This window comes from Streptosporangium album, from assembly GCF_014203795.1.
GTDB classification, from domain to species: domain Bacteria; phylum Actinomycetota; class Actinomycetes; order Streptosporangiales; family Streptosporangiaceae; genus Streptosporangium; species Streptosporangium album.
Genome location: NZ_JACHJU010000001.1, coordinates 2,212,801 through 2,231,299 on the forward strand (window position 1 = coordinate 2,212,801; position 18,499 = coordinate 2,231,299).

General features: G+C 69.7%; 19 protein-coding genes and 2 pseudogenes. 10 read left to right on the forward strand and 11 right to left on the reverse strand.

What is annotated here, in order from left to right:
- Positions 1-103 precede the first annotated feature (103 nt).
- Entirely contained in the window at positions 104-838 is a 735-nt protein-coding gene (locus tag FHR32_RS10455) for an SDR family NAD(P)-dependent oxidoreductase (protein WP_184754129.1), read from the forward strand.
- A gap of 431 nt (positions 839-1,269) precedes the next feature.
- Here FHR32_RS10455 and FHR32_RS10460 read toward each other — a convergent pair whose 3' ends face one another.
- From FHR32_RS10460 to FHR32_RS10470, 4 genes and pseudogenes are all read right to left on the reverse strand, one after another.
- A complete protein-coding gene (locus tag FHR32_RS10460; RefSeq protein WP_184754130.1) occupies positions 1,270-2,511 on the reverse strand; it encodes an IS4 family transposase in 1,242 nt (413 codons plus the stop codon).
- A 158-nt stretch (positions 2,512-2,669) separates the two neighbouring features.
- Positions 2,670-3,165 (reverse strand): annotated as a pseudogene (locus tag FHR32_RS47650) (ISKra4 family transposase); the annotation flags it as partial.
- Positions 3,075-3,806, reverse strand: a complete 732-nt coding sequence (locus FHR32_RS47655; RefSeq protein ID WP_246466086.1) for a hypothetical protein — start codon at positions 3,804-3,806, stop codon at positions 3,075-3,077. The pseudogene FHR32_RS47650 and the gene FHR32_RS47655, both read right to left, overlap by 91 nt.
- A 112-nt stretch (positions 3,807-3,918) precedes the next feature.
- Positions 3,919-4,494 (reverse strand): hypothetical protein, encoded by a 576-nt coding sequence (locus tag FHR32_RS10470; RefSeq protein WP_184754131.1) that lies wholly within the window; start codon positions 4,492-4,494, stop codon positions 3,919-3,921.
- 267 nt (positions 4,495-4,761) lie between these two features.
- Here FHR32_RS10470 and FHR32_RS10475 point away from each other — a divergent pair, with 267 nt between their 5' ends.
- The 3 genes from FHR32_RS10475 to FHR32_RS10485 all read left to right on the forward strand — a co-directional run bounded on the left by FHR32_RS10475 (position 4,762) and on the right by FHR32_RS10485 (position 6,463).
- Positions 4,762-5,358 (forward strand): FBP domain-containing protein, encoded by a 597-nt coding sequence (locus FHR32_RS10475; RefSeq protein WP_312882237.1) that lies wholly within the window; start codon positions 4,762-4,764, stop codon positions 5,356-5,358.
- A 100-nt stretch (positions 5,359-5,458) separates the two neighbouring features.
- On the forward strand, positions 5,459-5,911 hold the full coding sequence (locus FHR32_RS10480) for a GNAT family N-acetyltransferase (RefSeq protein WP_184754132.1): 453 nt from the start codon (positions 5,459-5,461) through the stop codon (positions 5,909-5,911).
- Positions 5,912-5,965: 54 nt separating this feature from the next.
- Positions 5,966-6,463 carry a hypothetical protein gene (locus FHR32_RS10485; protein ID WP_184754133.1) on the forward strand — a complete coding sequence of 166 codons (498 nt, stop codon included), beginning with the start codon at positions 5,966-5,968 and terminating at the stop codon, positions 6,461-6,463.
- Between the two features lie 565 nt (positions 6,464-7,028).
- Here FHR32_RS10485 and FHR32_RS47775 read toward each other — a convergent pair.
- Together FHR32_RS47775 and FHR32_RS10490 are read right to left on the reverse strand one after the other, a co-directional pair.
- Positions 7,029-7,154 (reverse strand): hypothetical protein, encoded by a 126-nt coding sequence (locus tag FHR32_RS47775; RefSeq protein ID WP_512700853.1) that lies wholly within the window; start codon positions 7,152-7,154, stop codon positions 7,029-7,031.
- 15 nt (positions 7,155-7,169) lie between these two features.
- A complete protein-coding gene (locus tag FHR32_RS10490; protein ID WP_246466088.1) occupies positions 7,170-8,036 on the reverse strand; it encodes an AraC family transcriptional regulator in 867 nt (288 codons plus the stop codon).
- A gap of 154 nt (positions 8,037-8,190) precedes the next feature.
- Here FHR32_RS10490 and FHR32_RS10495 point away from each other — a divergent pair, with 154 nt between their 5' ends.
- Complete coding sequence (locus FHR32_RS10495) at positions 8,191-9,141, forward strand: alpha/beta fold hydrolase (RefSeq protein ID WP_184754134.1); 951 nt, start codon at positions 8,191-8,193, stop codon at positions 9,139-9,141.
- Between the two features lie 39 nt (positions 9,142-9,180).
- On the opposite strand, the gene FHR32_RS10500 is transcribed toward FHR32_RS10495, so the two are convergent.
- Entirely contained in the window at positions 9,181-10,071 is an 891-nt protein-coding gene (locus FHR32_RS10500) for an IS66 family transposase (protein WP_184754135.1), read from the reverse strand.
- A gap of 95 nt (positions 10,072-10,166) precedes the next feature.
- On the opposite strand from FHR32_RS10500, the gene FHR32_RS10505 reads away from it, so the two are divergent.
- Entirely contained in the window at positions 10,167-11,402 is a 1,236-nt protein-coding gene (locus FHR32_RS10505; protein ID WP_184754136.1) for a winged helix-turn-helix domain-containing protein, read from the forward strand.
- 868 nt (positions 11,403-12,270) lie between these two features.
- Here the strand turns inward: FHR32_RS10505 and FHR32_RS47215 are convergent.
- Positions 12,271-13,530: pseudogene (locus tag FHR32_RS47215) on the reverse strand (RNA polymerase sigma factor); the annotation flags it as partial.
- Between the two features lie 155 nt (positions 13,531-13,685).
- Positions 13,686-14,018 carry a YciI family protein gene (locus FHR32_RS10515; RefSeq protein ID WP_184754137.1) on the reverse strand — a complete coding sequence of 111 codons (333 nt, stop codon included), beginning with the start codon at positions 14,016-14,018 and terminating at the stop codon, positions 13,686-13,688.
- A 294-nt stretch (positions 14,019-14,312) separates the two neighbouring features.
- Between FHR32_RS10515 and FHR32_RS10520 the strand changes: the two genes are divergently transcribed.
- The 4 genes from FHR32_RS10520 to FHR32_RS46630 all read left to right on the forward strand — a co-directional run bounded on the left by FHR32_RS10520 (position 14,313) and on the right by FHR32_RS46630 (position 17,593).
- Positions 14,313-14,990 (forward strand): DUF998 domain-containing protein, encoded by a 678-nt coding sequence (locus tag FHR32_RS10520; protein ID WP_184754138.1) that lies wholly within the window; start codon positions 14,313-14,315, stop codon positions 14,988-14,990.
- 72 nt (positions 14,991-15,062) lie between these two features.
- Positions 15,063-15,902 (forward strand): NAD-dependent protein deacetylase, encoded by an 840-nt coding sequence (locus tag FHR32_RS10525; RefSeq protein WP_312882244.1) that lies wholly within the window; start codon positions 15,063-15,065, stop codon positions 15,900-15,902.
- Entirely contained in the window at positions 15,889-16,032 is a 144-nt protein-coding gene (locus tag FHR32_RS10530; protein WP_184754140.1) for a hypothetical protein, read from the forward strand. The genes FHR32_RS10525 and FHR32_RS10530 overlap by 14 nt, the downstream gene beginning before the upstream one ends.
- 340 nt (positions 16,033-16,372) lie before the next feature.
- The gene (locus tag FHR32_RS46630) at positions 16,373-17,593 is read left to right on the forward strand and encodes a cytochrome P450 family protein (protein ID WP_312882245.1); all 1,221 of its coding nucleotides are present in this window, start codon (positions 16,373-16,375) and stop codon (positions 17,591-17,593) included.
- Between the two features lie 7 nt (positions 17,594-17,600).
- Here the strand turns inward: FHR32_RS46630 and FHR32_RS45855 are convergent, their stop codons facing one another.
- Positions 17,601-17,723 (reverse strand): hypothetical protein, encoded by a 123-nt coding sequence (locus FHR32_RS45855; protein WP_281390861.1) that lies wholly within the window; start codon positions 17,721-17,723, stop codon positions 17,601-17,603.
- Between the two features lie 27 nt (positions 17,724-17,750).
- Positions 17,751-18,488: a hypothetical protein gene (locus FHR32_RS10540; protein ID WP_184754141.1), complete on the reverse strand. Its 738-nt coding sequence runs from the start codon at positions 18,486-18,488 to the stop codon at positions 17,751-17,753.
- Positions 18,489-18,499: the final 11 nt, after the last annotated feature.

An 18,499-nucleotide genomic window follows, 5' to 3' on the forward strand; every position in this document is an offset into this window, starting at 1 on the left:
TCCCTCAGGCTCAACTTGGCCCAGGGGTCAACTTTCATGCTACCGTCGACGAGTCAAGTTGACCCATAGGTCAACTTATCGCCTGCAGTGAGGAGCAACCCCTATGTCCAAAGTGATCGCCGTCTTCGGAGCCGGTACCGGGCTCGGCGTCTCGGTGGCCCGCCGTTTCGGGCGCGAAGGCTTCCGCGTGGCCCTGGTGGCCCGCCGCGAGGGCCGGCTGGACGCACTCGCCGCGCAGCTCGCCGACGAGGACATCGAGGCCGCCGCCTTCGCCGCCGATCTGGCCGAGCCCGCTCAGGTCCCCGCGCTGGTCGCCGCCATTCGCGACCGGTTCGGCAGGATCGACGTGGTCGAGTACGGACCGGTCCCCGCTGGTCAGGGCTTCACCTCGGCCACCCGGCTGGACGCGGCCACCCTCGAGGCACTGATCCCGCTGTTCCTGCTCACTCCGGTCGAGGTGGTCCAGGCCGTGCTGCCGGAGATGACCGAGCGCGGAGATGGCGCGTTCCTGCTGACGCAGGGCTTCTCCGCGGTGCTGCCCAGCCCCCACTTCAGCGGCCCGGGCCCGGTGATGGCCGCAGCCCGCAACTACCTGTACTCGCTCAACGGCGAACTGGCGGGCACCGGCGTCTACGCCGGAACGCTCGCCATCGCGGCGGCCGTCGCCCGCAGCGAGAACGCCCCTGCCAAGCCTGACGCCGCGGCGTTCGAGGGTATCGAGTTCCCGGTCGTCGACCCGGACGACATCGCCGAGTGCTACTGGGACATGTACACCCGGCGCGACCACGTCGAGCAGGTCTACCCCGAGTTCATGACCCCACAGGCCGAAACCGCCTGATGCGTGTGCCGTGCTTCGAAGCCGGCCCGGTTATAGGCAATCCCCGACCCCACCCCGACCGCCGAACGGAGCGCTTCGGCCCAGAACCGTGGACGGGTGGCGGTCCGGCTTCCGGCGGCCCCGAGCACCTGCCCGACGACCATGCCCGCGATTCCCATGCCGATACGGCCGAAGACACCGACGACCGCGCCGATGGTGCTTTCCAGCCGCCTCTTGCCCCAATGCCGCTAAGTTAAGCCACCGTCGGGAGTCCTTCGAGCTTGATCGTTGGTGGGCTGGTGTGGGTGATGCCGACGTCGCCGGGACGTTTGACTCGGTAGGAGTTGTGGCGGGCGCGTTTGACGACGCGGGGACAGGTCCGCATCCGGCGTTGCGGGTTGAGTCGCCCCAGGATCTCGGCGAAGACGGCAGCAGTGATCGCGGATAGGCGGTCAGGGGGAAAAGGCCGCCGGATCGTCGATCCGGCGGCGGACGACCCGGACGGTCCGGATGAAGCTGACCCGGTCAGGGTCGTGCTCGGCCTCATCAGCGGCCCGGCACATCAACTCCCGGATCGCGTAGTGGGCCAGCAAGATGCCCCACATTTCCTGCTCCACCAGGTCAGGGCTTTGGGACCGGAGGATGGAGCCGCCGCCTCGCAGGTGGGTTTTGATCTCATCCAGCCCGGACTCGTGTTCCCATCGCTGGTGGTAGGCGAAGGCGATCTCGGCGGCGGTCAGTTCGGCCGGGTCCAGGACGGTGGTGATCACACAGATCAGCTCACCGTCGGCGTTGCGGTCAGGCACGGTGTACTCCACCGCCCGCACGAGTCGGGCCAGGTCCTCATCGAGCCCCTCCCCGGCACGGGCGGCGGCCAGCAGAGCGGCTTTGCGCTTGGCCGTGGTGTTCGGCGCGAAGATCAGCGCGAGGTAGGAGCCGTCGGGCAAGCGCCGCACGAGCGGCAACCTCACGGCCGCGCCGACCCGCCGGCACAGGGCGGCACCGGTCGCGGCGTAGCGGTCCCACAGCCGCCAGGAGTAAAAGCCCGAGTCCGCGGTGATGAGCATGTCGGCGGTCAGATGGCCGGCCAGCTCGATCGCAAGCTCGCGCTCCCCGGTGCGGCACGACCCCATCGCGGCGGCGATGTGGGCGTGGGTCCCGCACTCCGACAAGGACACGATCTGCAGCTTCGGGAACGCCGACTCCTTGGGGCCGCTGCCCATCTTGCCGAATGCCCCGACGTTGTCAGCGGTGTCGGGCACATCGAAACTCGTCCCGTCGATCGCCATCAGCCTGCGTCCGCGCAGCCATGCGCCCTTGGTGCCCATGCCCGCGACCGGTACCGCCGCCCGGTGGAACAGCTCTTTGAGCGGTGCCGATCCCAGCCGCTGCCGCGCCTGGGTGATCGCCGAGGTGGACGGCACCTTCCAGTCCCGCTCCCAAGAGCCCAGGCGCTGCAGGGTGCCGGTCATCTGCCGCATGACCTCCTCGTACGGCTGGCCGAAGAACAACCCCAGGCCGATCACGTACCGGACCATCACATGAGCGGGCAGCAGCCGCGACCGCTTCTCCCGCTTCCCGGTCGCATCGATGACCTCCTCGATCAGATCCCGGGGAAAGGCCGCGGCCAGCACGCCCAGCGAGATGTGATCAGTCAAACGGCCGTCCGGTGACGACTCCTGTGCTCCAGCCACCGCCGCAACCTACCGGCCACAGCCGCTCACGCCCAAGACACCCGCCCCAACCTGCTGAAAACCACTAACTTAGCGGCATTGCCTCTTGCCCCGCCACTCGTTGTAAGAAGTCCTAACAGAATGAATTGGGTGTAGCTCTTTCTCAGGGACTGGGCTGATCAAGCAGTGAGGTTGAGTTCGTCCTGGTAGCGGGTCTGGTGAACCCGGCGGTGCTCTTGAGCGAGATGGAAACGCCAGTAGGCATCGAAGTCGCCGTTCGCGACCACAGCTCGGAGCGTGAGGACGGCCTCGGCCCCGGGCAGGCCCCACCGGGCACCGGTGATATCGAGGCGATCTCCGATCAGATGGCGGCAGGCTCCCTCGATGACGCCGGTGGCGATCGGCCAACCGGATGCCAACGCCTCGTCGTAGCGTAAGATCGATGACGATGTTGATCCGCACACCGCGGCGCTCGGCCTCGGCATGAACGAGGTCGAGCTGATGGCGGGCGCCGTCGACCAGCACCACCCAGGTCCGCACATGGACCGGGTCGCGGGCCTCGGCCTGGTCGAACACCGATCCGATCACCTCGTCGGGGTCGGCGGACACCGACCCGCACAGCCACTTACCGCGGGCCTTGGGTCCGGGTCGCAGCGGCCGATGGCCGTGCCGTCCACGCCCTTGCCGTCCACCGACACCACCACCAGCACCTCTTCGGCGGTGCGCGGCAGCGGAATCCGCTGCCGATAAAAGACGTCGATATCGGCTGCAGCGGCCACCACCGCCTCCTCGAGCTGCCGTTTGCCGATCACCGGCCCGCACCGGGACACGATCGCCGCCTTGGCCGCGTCGAACGACCCGCGCACCGCCTCGGCCACCGCCAGCCGGGCCAGCCCATGGCCATGCCGCCCCACCGGCAACGACAGCTCGGCATCGGCCGGATACACATTCGGCGCGCCCGGGGCACGCCAGGCGCACCGCGTGACGGTCACCGTCCCCATGATCGTGGCCAGCTGCCGGTGATGACCCGCCTCCAGGCGGCGCCGCACCACCTCATCGGCGCCGGTCACCTCGAGGGCCTCGCCCACCTCACGGGCCTTGATCGCCGTCTGGTGCTCGCGCTCGGCCCGCAGGTCCAGGTGGGCCTGCAGCAGCCGGCGCAGCAGCTCACGGCCCCGCTCGGCGAGCATCTCCTCCAGCAGGTCATGGGTGAACGCCGCGGTCGCGGGGTCGGCGAACTGTCCGATCAGACAGTTGAAGGTGTTCTGCGCCGACGCAAAGCAGTCAGCCGGCACGGCGATGTCGTACGGTTCCATCACGGGCTCTTCCTCCGGCCGGTTCGGGCAGGGTCGCACCCTCGAACCTGACGGCGGAAGAGCCCCGCCGGCAATCACCCCGCCGGTAACGACGCGGTGATGTCACCCCCATCTATCGGGTGAGCTGGGCGGCCACCTGCTCGGTCACCGAAAACAGCCCCGGGGCATCCTCACTCAGCCGGCCCCGCTCGACCATCCGCTTCAGCTTCGAACGCAGGCCCTCGACCTTGGCCGCCTGGACCGGCAGCCCCACCGCCGCCACGATCTTTTTGGCCCGCATCGCGCCACCGGCATCGACCAGCACCTCCAGCACATCCTGATACGCCCGCGGCAACACCGATACGCCCATGCCCACCCGCCACCGCGGCACCGTCAACACCCCGATCGGCGAGGTTCCCGAACTCGAGACCACCACCTCCACCACCTCCACCGCCTCCACCGCCTCCACGCGGTCCGGACCGTCCACAACGACGGTGCCGGGCGGCTGCTCTACCGGGCCGGCCGCTTGGCCCAGGATCTCCACCACCGTCTCCCGCGTGATCACCAGCCGGGACAGCAGTTCCTCCTCGGCCGCCGGCCGCTGGCCCAAGTGCTCGATCTGCTCCCGGATCGCCTCGGCCCGTTCCCTGGCCGCCGCCTCCCGCCGAACCAGTTCCTCCAGCAACGAGCCCATCGCGATCGCCTCCACCTCGCACGGTAGAAGACGATCCCGCCCACGGCGAGCAGACCTTCAACCTCCCAGGTCAACAGGTCCCTGAAAACGAGCTACACCCAAAAGAAATAGCCCTGGCCGACCGCTCTTGAGACGATCGGGTGGGCCCACGACGGTCCGGTCCGGATCGAGCTCGCGTCGATTTGCGCCAGTCAACCTATCTAACTTAGGCTAAAACCTAGTTAGATTAGGTTTTGTTCCAGCGGGGTCGCCCATGGCCATGCGGGCCGGACAGCGGATCGCATGGCGGACACAGCCGCGGGCCTGGCGTACGCCGGGCCGGAGAACATCACGGCGTACGCGTCGGAACGGAGTTGGATCATGAACCCGGTCGGTGAGAAAGAGATACGCGGATCTTTCGTCAACTGCTCCAAGGGCGAAGCCCGCAGGATCAACCTGCCCAGGGATCTGCCCGAGTTCCCCTGGGCCGATCTCGACTTCCTGGGCTGGCGCGACCCGGGCGCACTCGACCGCGGCTACCTGGTCGCCGAGCGGGGCGGCGAGCTCGTCGGCGTCACGCTGCGGCTCTCTCCGGAGGTGCGCAGGAGCTTCACCAAGAGCACCGTCTGCTCCATCTGCGTGACGGCTCACTCCGGCACCGGGGTCGCCCTGTTCACCGCGCCCAGAGTCGGCGCCTCGGGCCGCCAGGGCAACACGGTCGGCACCTACATCTGCGCCGACCTGGCCTGCTCGCTCTACGTGCGGGGCAAGAAGAAGACCGACCTCGGCATGCAGTTCGAGACGCTCACCGCGGAGGAGCGGATCGTCCGCACCGTCGCGAACCTGGAGGCCTTCCTGGACAAGGTCGCCGAGGACACCCTGAGCTCCACGATGGCCTGAGCCCGCCGTGCTCATGCTCGGGACTGTCGTTCACCCCCTTGAGCCCCTGGCCGCCGGAAAACACCTCGGCCAGGAGCTCAAGGGCTGAAATACTCCCAGAATGAGCATTACCGACATAAATCCTGACAACGGAGCCCTGGGCCGGGACCTGCTCGCCATCCAGCACGCGGCCTACGCCGTCGAGGCGAAGATCATCGGAGACGACCGCATCCCTCCGCTGCACGAGACCCTTGAGGAACTGTGCGCGGAGCGGCTGACATGGCTGGGCGCCTTTGACGGCGACCGGTTGGTCGGGGCCGTGGCCTGGTCGGAGACGGCACAGGCGGTCGACATCGACCGGCTCGTCGTGGATCCGGGCGCGCACCGGCGAGGGATCGGGGGCGCGCTGGTGAGGGAGGTCATGGCGCGGGCGGGTGACCGTCAGATCATCGTGGCCACCGGCAAGGCCAACGTGCCCGCCCGCACGCTCTACGAGCGGCTCGGTTTCGGTGAGGTCGAGGACGTCGAGGTGATCCCCGGCCTCTGGATCACGAGGTACGCCCGCCCCGCCTGAGGCCAGCGCGTCCGGCCTCGCGAGACGGACGATGATCCCCCAAGAGGAGCGACCATGGAGACCGCGGAGACGAACACCCTGAAGGCGCCCGGCGCGACCCTGTACTACGAGGTCCGCGGCTCCGGTCCCGTCCTGCTGCCGATCTGCGGCGGGATCTACGACGCCGCCGGATACGGGGGCCTGGAACTGGCCGCTCGCCACCCCTGGCAGGTGCGCACTCTGGTCGCCCACGAGCCCCCCGTCCTGGATCTGCTGCCCGACCGCGACCACTGGCACGCCGTCATCCGGGACGTGGAGGAGGCGTTCCTCAAGGAGGGCGCCGGACAGGCGATGCAGGTCTTCGCCGCCGGATCGGGGATGGACGGCGGCGAGCAGGAGGACGGCGGGGAGCAGGCCCCGCAGGGGCAGGGGGAGCCGGACCCCGAGATGACGGCGATGACGGCGCGTATGGGGAAGAACATGGAGTTCTTCATCGGCTACGAGGTGCCGCCGTTCACCAGGCACACCCCGGACATCGCCGCCAGGCTCCACGAGGTGATGTCGGGCTCCTGAGAGACGCGGCGGCCGCCGTACCGGCACCCCTTGTGCGCGGCGTCGGTACGGCGGGCCCGGGGATCAGCTCTTGGGCATCAGGACGGTGTCGATGATGTAGACGGTGGCGTCCTCGGCGGAGTCGAGCGTGTCGCCCAGCCCTGCCTTCTGCGCATCCGGGTCTTCACCGTCGGCAACGGGACTTTCAGCAACTCGGTGACCGTCGTGATGGTCACCGACCGGGCGCGATCCGTGTTCCGGTCTCAGGCACCTTCCTCCGCCCTCGGACCCGACGCATACACCCCTACTTCGGAGCAGGGTCCGTCGCGGATTGCCGAGAAGCGACGCTCAATATCCGCAGATCGGCGGGAAAATGGACATGAGGGGCCGAGATCATTCCAGACAGCTTCTTTGCGGCTAATTCATGCTGCGAGCTGTCGATCCAGATACTCGTTGTAGACCTCTAGCGGGGTCCTATAGCCGTATCCATTCAGGCCCGTGATTGATCAGGCGGTTTGTGGTGGCATCCAGGGGTTGCCGGCGAGGGCGTTCAAGGGGTGGATGTCTTGGCTGCGGGCGGTGGTGTTCATGCTGGGGGTGGTCTCGCATGATGAGAGCCGCTATTGCGGCGGCGAATGTCGACCCCGACCTTGCGGAGGGAGGGCGCGAGTTCGCTGATGCGCTGCCCGGCCGCTTTGACGCTGTCGGGCAGGTCGGTGGCAGGCGACTAGAGGCGTGGGTCTTGGGCGGGTGTTCCGTGGCTGCTCCATGCGATGTCGTCAACCGCCAGCCATGGTTCGCTGGCCACGGTCGCCGGGGTCACTCCGGTGAACGCCACGACGTCCCGATGCAGGTGGGACTGGTCGGCGTAGCCGCCCTCCACCGCGACTCGGGCTGCGCCTTCACCCGCGGCCAGGCGGTGGGCGGCATGGTCGAAGCGGACCAGCTTCGCAGCGCGTTTGGGCGGCAGGCCGATCTGCGACCGGAACCGGGACCACAGGCGTTTGCGGCTCCATCCGACCTCGGCCGCCAGTCTGTCGACCCGGACCAGGCCACGGCCGGCGACGATTCGGTCCCAGGCCCAGGCCACCTCCGGGTCGACGGACGACCCCGTCTCACATCGGCGGGCGAGTAACGCGTCCGTCAACGCGAAGCGTTCCTCCCACGAGGAGACGTCGCCCAGTTGTTCACGGATCCGTGACGCCTCCCGGCCCCACAGGTCGTCGAGGGCCACCACGGTGCCGTCCAGGTCGGCCGGGGAGGCGCCCAGAACCGCGCGTGCGATCACCGGGGACAGGCGCACCTGCACGCACTCGAAGTTCTCCGCCCGCCGCACCCGGACTGTTCCGAACCCGAGCCCGGCGACGAGACTTCCTCGCTGCTGCCGCCCGGTGGCATCGTCCACGGCGACCGGGCCGGCGCCGAACACCAGAGCCAGCGTCACGGCCGGGTGCGGGATCAGCCGGAGGCCAACCGGGGTCATGCCACGGTCACGAAACCCGGCCATGGTGACACCGGCCACCCGGCTGGGCCGCGCTGGGCGTGCGACATCCCACACAGCCGCATCGTCACGTTCGTGCATGGCGGACCGCATCGTCCCATGCTACGCGAGCCGACTGAGGGGAACATTTGTCCAAGCCACCGGCGCGCACCGGCGGCGACAGTGGGCTCATGATTATTCCCCCGGGGCTCGATAACCCCGCCAGTTCGACGACACCGATCCGCGGTCTCCCGACCGGGAAACGCACGTGAGCCGCGCGGGAAGCCGCCGACGGCGCCGCCTGATAGCCTCGGCCGTCCTACTCACCGTCGCCGGACTGCTCGTCGTGAACACGGTGGCGGTAGCGCGGCAGGGCGCCGAGGCCACTGGGGACTCGACCCTGCCTCTCGACGGCGGGAACATCTACGTGCACCAGGACGGCCCCCGCGATGCCCCGGCACTGGTACTGATCCACGGGCTCGCCGCGTCGACCCGCTGGTGGGACCCGCTGGTTCCGATGCTGGCGAGGTCCTACCGCGTCATCCGGGTCGACCTGCTCGGGCACGGCCGGTCAGCTAAACCGGCCGGCGGGGGCTATGCGATCCCAGAGCAGGGACGCCGGGTCGGCGAGGCACTGGACCGGCTCGGCGTCAAGCACGCCATCGTGGTCGGCCATTCCACCGGCGGCTCGGTCGCCACCGCTCTCACCGAGCAACGACGCGACATGGTGACCGCGCTCGCGCTCATCGACTCCGGGCCCCGTATGGACGCCTTCATCTCAGACGGGCCCGTCGGCCAGCTCTTGTTCATCCCCGTCGTCGGGCAACTGCTGTGGCGGTTGCGGACCGACACGATTGTTCGCCAGGGTTTGGACACCGCGTTCAGCCGCCGCGGCTACCAGATCCCACAACAGCTCGTGGACGATGTGCGCGGTATGACCTACCACGCGCTCACCACGACATCGCGGGCAGTCGACGACTACCTGAAGCAGCGCGCGCTCCCCGATCGGCTGACGGTCCTCGGCAAGCCGCTGCTGGTGATCTTCGGTGAGGAAGACCGGAGATGGCGATCCTCCTCCGCCGCCGGCTACCGCGCCGTTCCGGGTGCGAGAGTCGAGTTGCTGCCCGATGTTGGACACTCACCCATGCTCGAGGATCCGCCGAGGACCGCCGCACCTCTCCTAGCCTTCACCGCGATCCACGCCGCGCAGGCGGACTGAACGAGACGATGAACCGTATCCATTCTGGCCCGTGATTGATCAGGCGGTTTGTGGTGGCATCCAGGGGGTTCCTGCGAGGGCGGCGCGGAGGGCGTCCAGGGGATGGACGCCGTGATTGCGGGCGCTGCCCAGGTAGGAGCGGATGAGGCAGTAGCGGGCGGCGGTGCGCACGCTGCGCCAGCAGCCGCCGATCTTCATCTGGAGTTTGACCATCCGCTGCGGCTGCTCGGCGGGGTTGTTGGTGAACGGCACAGTGAAGTCGACCGCAAAACGCCAGACCTGGGGGGCGCGGGTCTGCAGGCGTTTGGCCAGGGTGTAGCCGGGATGTCGCCCACTCGGCCAGTCCCGGTGGGCGTTGGTGGCCATGCCCCAGGCCACCGCGGTGTCGTAGCGGGCGCGCAACGCGTTCAAGACGTCGCCATCCAGCGCGGTGGCGCCGTCGGCGCGGGCCTTGGCGACAGCTGCTTTGGCGTCGGTCAGGGCTTGGGCGGCAGGCTGGGTCCAGCAGCGTTGTACCCGGCTGTCATCGGCGTCCAGGTCACCGATGCCACGCAGGGAGCGCAGCAGGTGAGCACAGCACAGCTGCACCGCGGTCAGGTCCCGGTCGTACTTGGCATAGGCGGCGTAGTCGTCGCGGACCAGGGTGCCGCGGTAGCCGGGCAGAATCTTGAAGGCGTCCAGTTCGGCGTGGCCGCGACCCGCCGCGGCGCCGAACCACACCAGCTTGCCGGCGCGAGCGGTGTAGACATACAGCAGCCGATCGTCGTCATCTCCGGCCACCCTCGCGGGGGTCTCGTCGTGGTGCAGGACCGGCGCCGCCCGTAGCCGCTCCTTCAACACTGTCTCGAACCCGCCCAGCCGGGAGGCGATCCGGGGCAGCAGGCCGCCGGTGAACCCGGCCGAGACCGGCGCGTCCAGCAACACGCTCATCAAGCTGTCTTCTTGAGGGCTTCCTGATCACCTTAAAGCGCAAGTCAGAGACATCTGAGGAATATCGAACATTCTTTCGGTTACAATGCAGGGCTATGTCATCCCCCCTGGTCCTTGGCGTGGAGTCCGCGCGACGTCTTGCCGTGAGCTGCCAGCATCTGGCCGGGCCGCGGCCCGGCGGCGATCTGGAGGGGCTGCGGCATGTGCTGCGTAGGCTGCGGTGCCTGCAGCTCGACCCGGTCAACGTGGTGGCGCGCAGTCACCTGCTGGTGCTGTGGAGCAGGGTCGGCGGCTACGATCCGGCCGACCTGGACCTGCTGCTGTGGCGGGAGCGGTGGCTGTTCGAATACTGGGCGCACGCCGCGTCGATCGTGCTGGCGGAGGACTATCCGATCCACCATGCCATGATGCGCGGCTACCCGGCGGGCCGGTCGCGCTTCGGGCGGCGGGTCCGTGACTGGTTGGAGGCGAACGACGGGTTGCGGCAGCACGTGCTGGACCGGTTGCGGGAGGCGGGGCCGCTGCCCGCCCAGGCGTTCGACGACTGCGCGACGGTGGCGTGGGAGTCGAGCGGCTGGACCAACGGCCGCAGCGTCGAGCGGATGCTGGACTTCCTGTGGATCCAGGGGCAGATCTTGGTGGCCGGGCGAGAGGGGCGACGGCGCCGTTGGGACCTGGCCGAGCACTGGCTGCCGGAGTGGGTCGGGGGCGAGCCGCTACCGCAGGAGGAGGCGGTGTCGCGCGCGGCCGAGCACGCGCTGCGCGCGCTCGGCGTGGCCCGCGCGACCGACGTCGAGCGGCACTTCACCCGTGACCGCTATCCCGGCCTCGCCGAGGTGCTGGACCGGCTGGAGCGGTCGGGTCGCATCCTGCCCGCCCAGGTCGCGGGCGGTGCCGAGCGGTGGTACGTGCATCGCGACGTCGTCGGCCTGCTGGAGCGGGACTGGGAGCCGCGCACCACTCTGCTGTCGCCGTTCGACAACCTCATCTGCGACCGTGAGCGGACCGAACGCCTGTGGGGGTTCACGTTCCGCACGGAGATGTACGTCCCCAAGGACAAGCGGCAGTACGGGCACTACATCCTGCCGATCCTGCACGGCGAGCGGCTGATCGGCAGGCTCGTGCCACGCCTGGACCGCCGCCGGGGACTGCTGGAGATCGAAGGGGTGTTCCCCGAGGCGGAAACACCCGCGGACGAGGTGACCGCCCAGGCCGTAGGCCGGGCGATCGCCGGACTGGGCGCGTTCGTCGGCGCCCGCGAGATCTCCTACGGGGACAAGGTGGCCGAGCCGTGGCGGACGGCGCTTCAGGCGGTCGGCGTGACCGGCTGACCCGCCTGGACGGAGACGGCCGCCCGCGTACCGTCGCCGGCCCCGCTGAAACCATCGCCGCACACGCCTTCAGGGGTGTAGGGGTTCCCCGGGACGGTGGCGGCTTGGGCGGGGATGGCCCCTATCCGGCCCGGAGCTGGTTGAGGGTATGGCCGGTGGCCTGCTTGAACAGATACTCGGCCCGTTCGTAGGAGAGCCTGCGGCGGCCGGTCTCGGGGCACAGGTCGCCGGGGGCGGGGGGACGGCCGGGGCCGGGCCTGCGGTCGGACAGGAACAGGGGGCCGCGGCGGCGGCCCGCGATGAGGTGCGGGAGAAGCTCGGCGGTGCCGGACCGCCAGTGGACCCAGCGGGGCCCGGCGGCCACCCTTCCGCGCATCCCGGCCAGGTCGAGGTCCTCGACGTTGAGCGCGAGCACCGATCCGGCGCCGGCCGCGCTCTCGTGGAGCAGCAGCCACAGGGTGCGCTCGCGCAGGGCGAGGTCCGGCCGCTCCCACAGCGCCTCGACGCGCGGCCGGTCCATGGGGCGGGTGCGCCCGCGGGGTTCGGGCCGGCGACCGAGCCCGGCGGCCAGGTCACGGGCCAGGTCGCCGGCAGGCAGGCCCTGGGCGGCGGCCCAGGCGGAGAAGGAGCGTACGGCGCCGCGATGCCGGTTCCACGTCGCGGAGGCGGCGCTCCCCCACGCGGCGGTGAAAACCTCGGCGACCTGCCCGGCGCTCACGCCGCGCAGCGGGGCGTCGTCGCCGAGGTCACGGCGGAGCCGGCTCATGGTCTGGCCGTAGGAGCGGACGGTCGCCGCGTCCAGGTCGTCACGGGAGAGGAAGGCGCCCGCGGCATCGGCCAGGGTGACGCCCGTCTCCCGCGTGGCCGCGCCGGCGCAGGCCGCGGCGCGTGCCAGGAGGACCGCGCGTTCGGGCATGTTGAGGGTGAGAGCCGCGGCGCGTTCGAACTCCCGCCTGGCCTCCTCATGGCGGCCGAGCCTGACCAGGAGGTCGCCGCGCACGCTGGGGAGACGGTGGTAACCCTGGAGCGCCGGTTCGGCGACCAGCGTGTCGGCGAGCGCCAGGCCCGCCTCGGGCCCGTACGCCATGGCCAGCGCGACCGCGCGGTTGAGCTGCACGACCGGTGTGGGCAGCACCCGGGCGAGCGCCTCGTAGAGGGCGGTGATCTGCGTCCAGTCGGTCTCCTCCGCCGTCCGGGCCCGCGCGTGGCACGCGGCGACGGCGGCCTGCAGCGCGTAGGGACCGAGGGATCCGCCGGGCTGCCTGGCGCGCAGCAGGGCCGCGAAGCCGCGACGGATGAGGAGCTGGTCCCAGCGTCCGCGGTTCTGCTCGTGCAGCGCGACGGGTTGCCCCGCCGGACCTGTCCGGGCGGCCGACCTCGACGCCTGGAGCTCCATCAGCGCGACCAGGCCGTGCACCTCGGCCTCGCCGGGCGCGAGCCCGGCCAGCAGGCGGCCCAGGCGCAGCGCCTCCTGGCAGAGGTCCTGACGCATCCAGCCGTCGCCGGCGGTCGCCGTGTATCCCTCGTTGAACACCAGGTAGATGACCTCGAGGACCGACGACAGGCGCGCCGCCAGCTCCGGCCCCGCCGGGACCTCGAAGGGGACCTGGAGGGCGGCGAGGGTGCGTTTGGCCCGGACGACGCGCTGCGCGACGGTCGGCTCGGAGACGAGGAACGCTCGTGCGATCTCCTCGGTGCGCAGGCCGCCGAGCAACCGCAACGTCAGGGCCGTCCGGGATTCGGTGGACAGCGCGGGGTGGCAGGAGACGAACATCAGGCGCAGGACGTCGTCACCCACCTCCTCGTCGAGTGCCGCGTCGAGGTCGGCCTCGGCGGTGTCCGGCCGGGTGGACAGCTCGTGGGCGAGCTGCCCGTGCCTCTGGTCGAGCCGCTCGTCACGCCGCAGGTGGTCGACGGCGCGGCGCTTGGCGACGGCCATGAGCCAGGCGCCCGGGTTGTCCGGCACATCCGCCTGTGGCCACTGTTCGAGGGCGGCGAGGAGCGCGTCCTGCGCGAACTCCTCGGCCAGCCCCACGTCGCCCACCATCCGGACGAGCCCGGCGATGATCCTCGCCGACTCCATCTTCCAGACCGCGTCGACCGCGCGGTGGGCGTCTTGGGACGTCACACGCTCGATCAGAGCACCAACCCGGCCCGCCGCGCAAACCCGGGATCAGAGCATCCGCCGGCCGGGGACGCAGAGCCCCGATCAGCGCTCCGGGCCGGCTGGAGGCGCAAGCACCCGCTCAGCAATCCAGACCGGCCGGGCGCACGGGCATCCGATCAGTTCTCCGGGCCGAAGACCTGCTGGATGTCACCCTCGCCATCACCGATGATCTTCCAGAAGCGCCGGGAGAGCTCGATGGCCTCCTCCTTCGAGCGCGCCTCGATGAGCGCGAAGCTGACGATCGCCTCCTTCGCCTCGGTGAACGGCCCGTCGGTGATCGTGATCTTGCCTCCGGAGGCCGACATGTGGGTGCCGGCCGGGTCCAGGCCGCCGGTCGCCAGCAGCACCCCCGCCTGGGTCATCTCCTCGATGAACGCGGCCATCTCGGCGTAGACGGCCTCGTCCGGGGTCGCCGCGTCGCCGGCCTTGGTCGTCAACAGGAATCGCATCGCCATATCTCCTTCTGGTGGTCGGACGGCCGATTTTCGCCGGTCTCCGGCTACGCGTCGACCGGACCCGGCGGAAATCGACACGCGTCTCCCGACCAGGGCGGCAGCCGGATGTGACAGGGAATGCGATGTGACAGGGAATGCCCGAAATGCAAAATATTCGCAGGTCAGAGAGGCGAGACCAGGGCGACGTCGAATCCCGGCCTCCCCGTTCGACGCGTCAGCGAGGCCGGACAAAACACCGGCGGACCGACGACAGCGACGGACCTCCGTCGCACCAGAGAGGAACCAGCCATGACCGCCATCCAGTCCGGCATCGCCACCCCCGTCACCCCCGCCGGCGCCCCCGCGACGCGCACCCTGCTCGCCTGTTCCGTCGCCGCCGCGCCCCTCTTCGCGGTCGTGTCGCTGACGCAGGCCTTCACCCGTGAGGGCTTCGACCTGACGCGCCACCCCCTGAGCATGCTGAGCACCGGCGACCTCGGCTGGCTCCAGATCGCCAACTTCCTGATCAGCGGCGTCCTGACGATCGCCGGGGCGGTCGGCCTGCGCCGCGTCCTGCGCGGCGCGTCCGGCGGCACCTGGGCGCCCCGGCTGATCCTGGTCAACGGCATCGGGATGATCGCCGCCGGAGTCTTCGTCATGGACCCGGGCGACGGCTTCCCCGCGGGCACCCCGCTGGGCCAGCCGACCGGGATGAGCTGGCACGGCCTCATGCACATGGTCGCCGGGTCCATCGCGTTCACCGCGCTCATCGCCGCCTGCTTCGTCCTGGGCCGCCACTTCTCCCGCGCCGGCCGCCCCGGTGCCGCCGTGGCCTCACGGCTCAGCGGCCTGATCTTCGCCCTCGGCGACGGCTGGGCGATGTCGGGCGGGCACGCCGGTTCCCTGACCCTGTGCATCGGCGCGATCACCGGGATGGCGTGGGTCTCCGTGGTGGCGGCGGACAGGCTGGCCGCACTCCGCGGGTGACCGAGGTCGGAGCGGCCCGGCTCGACGGGGGCCTGAGGCCGTACCGCGCATCCGGTGGGGCAGCATGTAACGGTGAGCGAGGGTGCGAGCGTGCTGGCGGAACTGTTGACCGCGGGCGATGTCGTGGTGCTGAGCGGGGCCGGGATATCGACGGAGTCGGGGATCCCCGACTATCGAGGGCCGAGTGGGACCCTGAGCCGGCACAGCCCGATGACCTACCAGACGTTCGTCGGCGACCCGGCGGCCAGGCGGCGCTACTGGGCCCGTAGCTACGTCGGGTGGCGGGCGATAGGCCGGGCGCTGCCGAACAGCGGCCACCATGCGGTCGCGCGCCTCCAGCAGCGGGGCCTGGTGGCCGGCATCGTGACGCAGAACGTCGACGGCCTGCACCAGCTGGGCGGTGCCCGGGCGGTCGTCGAACTGCACGGCAGCCTGCACCACGTGGTCTGCCTGGACTGCGGCGATTCGACCTCGCGGGAGGAACTGGACCGTCGCCTGACAGAGGTGAATCTGCGGTTCGGCGCCCGGGCCACCGCGGTCAACCCGGACGGTGACGTCGACCTGCGGGATGAGGAGATCGACGCGTTCCAGATCGTCGGATGCCGGGCATGCGACGGAGGAGTGCTCAAGCCCGACGTCGTCTTCTTCGGGGAGACCGTCCCGGCGACGCGGGTGCGTGAGTGCTTCGCCCTCGTGGAAAGAGCACGCCTGCTCCTGGTCCTCGGATCGTCGTTGACGGTGATGTCGGGCCGCCGGTTCGTGCTGCACGCCGCGAAGCTCGGCATCCCCGTGGCGATCGTCAACCAGGGCCCCACCCGCGGTGACCTCTACGCGTCGCTCGCCATCGACGCTCCCCTGGGCACGGTCCTTCCGGAACTGGTCCGCCTCGTCGCCACCCATGCCGGAGCCTGACACCCGCGTAGGAGCCCGCGTTCCCGATCCGTTCCCCGCGTACGGCCCGCGCGGCAGTACCGCCATCGACATCGGCATCGGCATCGGCATCGGCATCGGCATCGGTGAGATCTTCCGGCACCCAGGGTGACCATGCGGATCCTGAAGATCGGTTCACTAGCCTGGACACGCCCGTCCAGGTTGAACCGCTCCGGCAGATCCGCCGCACCCCGAAAGCCTCGGACAATCAGCGACACCGTGAACAGCGGCGAACAGAACTAAAGGCTATAAACCGCCCCAAAGTCATCTCGGTCGCCCAGCGCGATCGCGGCCGGAGTCGTCGAGGACGGCTCCGTAGCCGAAGACCGCGCCGCGGAAGCGGGGCGAGGATGCGGTCCGCTCCTACCGTCAATTTAATGCTGCAAATAACCCAATTCGGGCACCCCCATTCGTTAAGGTAACGGCGTCTATGCACTATTCGAAGGAGCTTCGTGGCCAACACTCCGTTCTCGTTTCCTGTCCCCGGGGAGCCCGTCCCCCAGACCCTTGCCCATCTCCGAAAGCTCGGCCCGGTCGTTCCCATCGAGCTTCCCGGCGGCGTCAGCGTGTGGGCGGTGACAAGCCAGGACGCGATCTTCGAGCTCCTCTCCAATGACAACAAACTGTTCAGCCGGAACCCCAGGCACTGGTCGGCCCTGCAGGACGGGGCCGTCCCAGCGGACTGGCCGATGCGCCCGGTGGTCGAAGGGGAGCACCTGCAGGTGCTGGACGGCGCGGATCACCGTCGGCTGAGGGGCCTGATCTCCCGGGCCTTCACCCCGTCGCGGGTCGAAGCGCTGACACCTCGCATCGAGAAGATCACGAACGAGCTTCTCGACGGTGTGGTGGCGGCCGGCGACGGAGTGGACCTGGTGTCCGCCTTCACCGAGCCGCTGCCGATATCGGTGATAAGCGAGCTGTTCGGCGTCCCCGTGCCAGATCGTCCCCGGCTCCGGAAGTGGACCCAGGTGCTGATCTCGCACACCAGCACCGGCGAGGAGACTGCGGCGGCGAACCGCGACCTGCTCGCCTACCTGGGCGAGCTTGTCGAACAGAAGCGTCGCGTCCCGGGTGACGACCTCACCTCCGGGCTGGTCCGCGTCCACGACGAGGACGATCGGCTGACCGGCTCCGAACTGGTGGCCATCCTCTGGCTGATGGTCATCGCCGGGCACGAGACCACCGTGCACCTGCTCGGGAACGCCATTGTGGCGCTGTGCGCCCATCCGGAGCAGCGCGCCCTCGCGATAGCGGGCGATCGGTGGTCACAGGTGGTGGAGGAGGCCCTCCGGAGCGGCGCGTCCGTCGCCACGTCCCCGTTCCGGTACGCGGTGACGGACGTGACGCTCGCCGGGGTGCGTATCCTCGCCGGCGAACCGCTGCTTGTGTGCTACGGGGGGGCGGGGACGGACACCGACCGACACGGTGAGGGGGCGGACCGTTTCGACATCACACGCGAACAGACAGGGCATCTGGCCTTCGGGCATGGCCCGCACTTCTGCATCGGCGCGCCACTTGCCCGGCTTGAGGGCGCCATCGCCCTCTCCGCGCTGTTCAGCCGGCTACCCGACCTGAACCTGGCCGTCGCCCCCGCCGAGCTTCTCTACTCGCCGTCCTTCATGACCTACGGCCCGCTGGCCCTGCCGGTGAGCCTCGGCGTTCCTGGGAGCTGACGGCGGATCAGAGCGTTCCGGAATCGGCCTCCTCCGGAACGACCGCGAGGATGCCACGCTTGTGCTGTGAGCCCGGCACCCCGGTCACCGCGTAACCGACCACCCGGTCGGCGATGCCCACCGGGCTCACAGCTCGGCGCAAGGCTCATGTGGCCCGCTAAGCGTCCCCGAAAACCTCCCAGACCTGGAGCAGCTGGCCGGTGCGCGGGTTGTAGTCCACCTTGGCCAGGACGGGATGCCTGACCCCCTTCATGACCTTGGTGAAGGCCGGTGTGGTGCACACCTTGGTGCCAAGACCGTCGCGCCTGGCGTTCACGTGGCCGGACAGCCAGGCATCGCCGCATTTCCCGGTCACGCGGTTGAAGACCAGATCGGTGTAGCCCAGCTTGACCGACCTGCCGCCCTTCGTGAAGACGACCGTCGTGTCGTTCTGGCGCTTGATCGTGCCGTAGGCGGTCTTCGAGTCACTCGGCGTCGCGAGGATCTCATGAATCCGCTTGGTCGTGCCCAGCGAAACCCTGATCGGCACGGGATCGAGCCTGAGCGCGAAGGTCAGGTCACGGTCCTGGCAGCGAGTCCTGCCCAGGCCCTTTCCGTCGAGCTTGACGACCCCCTCGGTCTCCTTCAGTCCGCACTCGGCGGTGATCCTGCGGAAGTCGACGCCGGAGTAGTTCAGCCGCCGTTCCTTGGCGCCGGGAACGGGGGTCAGCTTGTAGCGCAGGACACCACCCCCCTTGACGAGGGTCGCCTCCGCCGGCGTGATGCGCAGGGTGTCGGCTCCGTCGGCCCAGGCGAAGCCGTAGAACACCTCCGAGGTGGACGCGACGGCGGGCGTGGTGGCCAGGCCGGTGACACCGACGGCGAGCGCGGCGGTGGCGGCGAGCGAGCGCAGCATTGGATTGTCCT

Bases quoted from the DNA above. Each gene is read 5' to 3' on its own strand.
- FHR32_RS10475 (WP_312882237.1), top strand. From the start codon at position 4,762: ATGGCGGACACAGCCGCGGGCCTGGCGTACGCCGGGCCGGAGAACATC.
- FHR32_RS10505 (WP_184754136.1), top strand. From the start codon at position 10,167: ATGTCATCCCCCCTGGTCCTTGGCGTGGAGTCCGCGCGACGTCTTGCC.
- FHR32_RS10530 (WP_184754140.1), top strand. From the start codon at position 15,889: ATGCCGGAGCCTGACACCCGCGTAGGAGCCCGCGTTCCCGATCCGTTC.
- FHR32_RS10515 (WP_184754137.1), bottom strand. From the start codon at position 14,018: ATGCGATTCCTGTTGACGACCAAGGCCGGCGACGCGGCGACCCCGGAC.
- FHR32_RS10500 (WP_184754135.1), bottom strand. From the start codon at position 10,071: ATGAGCGTGTTGCTGGACGCGCCGGTCTCGGCCGGGTTCACCGGCGGC.
- FHR32_RS47655 (WP_246466086.1), bottom strand. From the start codon at position 3,806: ATGGAACCGTACGACATCGCCGTGCCGGCTGACTGCTTTGCGTCGGCG.
- FHR32_RS10520 (WP_184754138.1), top strand. From the start codon at position 14,313: ATGACCGCCATCCAGTCCGGCATCGCCACCCCCGTCACCCCCGCCGGC.
- FHR32_RS10455 (WP_184754129.1), top strand. From the start codon at position 104: ATGTCCAAAGTGATCGCCGTCTTCGGAGCCGGTACCGGGCTCGGCGTC.
- FHR32_RS10490 (WP_246466088.1), bottom strand. From the start codon at position 8,036: ATGCGGTCCGCCATGCACGAACGTGACGATGCGGCTGTGTGGGATGTC.
- FHR32_RS10485 (WP_184754133.1), top strand. From the start codon at position 5,966: ATGGAGACCGCGGAGACGAACACCCTGAAGGCGCCCGGCGCGACCCTG.
- FHR32_RS10480 (WP_184754132.1), top strand. From the start codon at position 5,459: ATGAGCATTACCGACATAAATCCTGACAACGGAGCCCTGGGCCGGGAC.
- FHR32_RS10540 (WP_184754141.1), bottom strand. From the start codon at position 18,488: ATGCTGCGCTCGCTCGCCGCCACCGCCGCGCTCGCCGTCGGTGTCACC.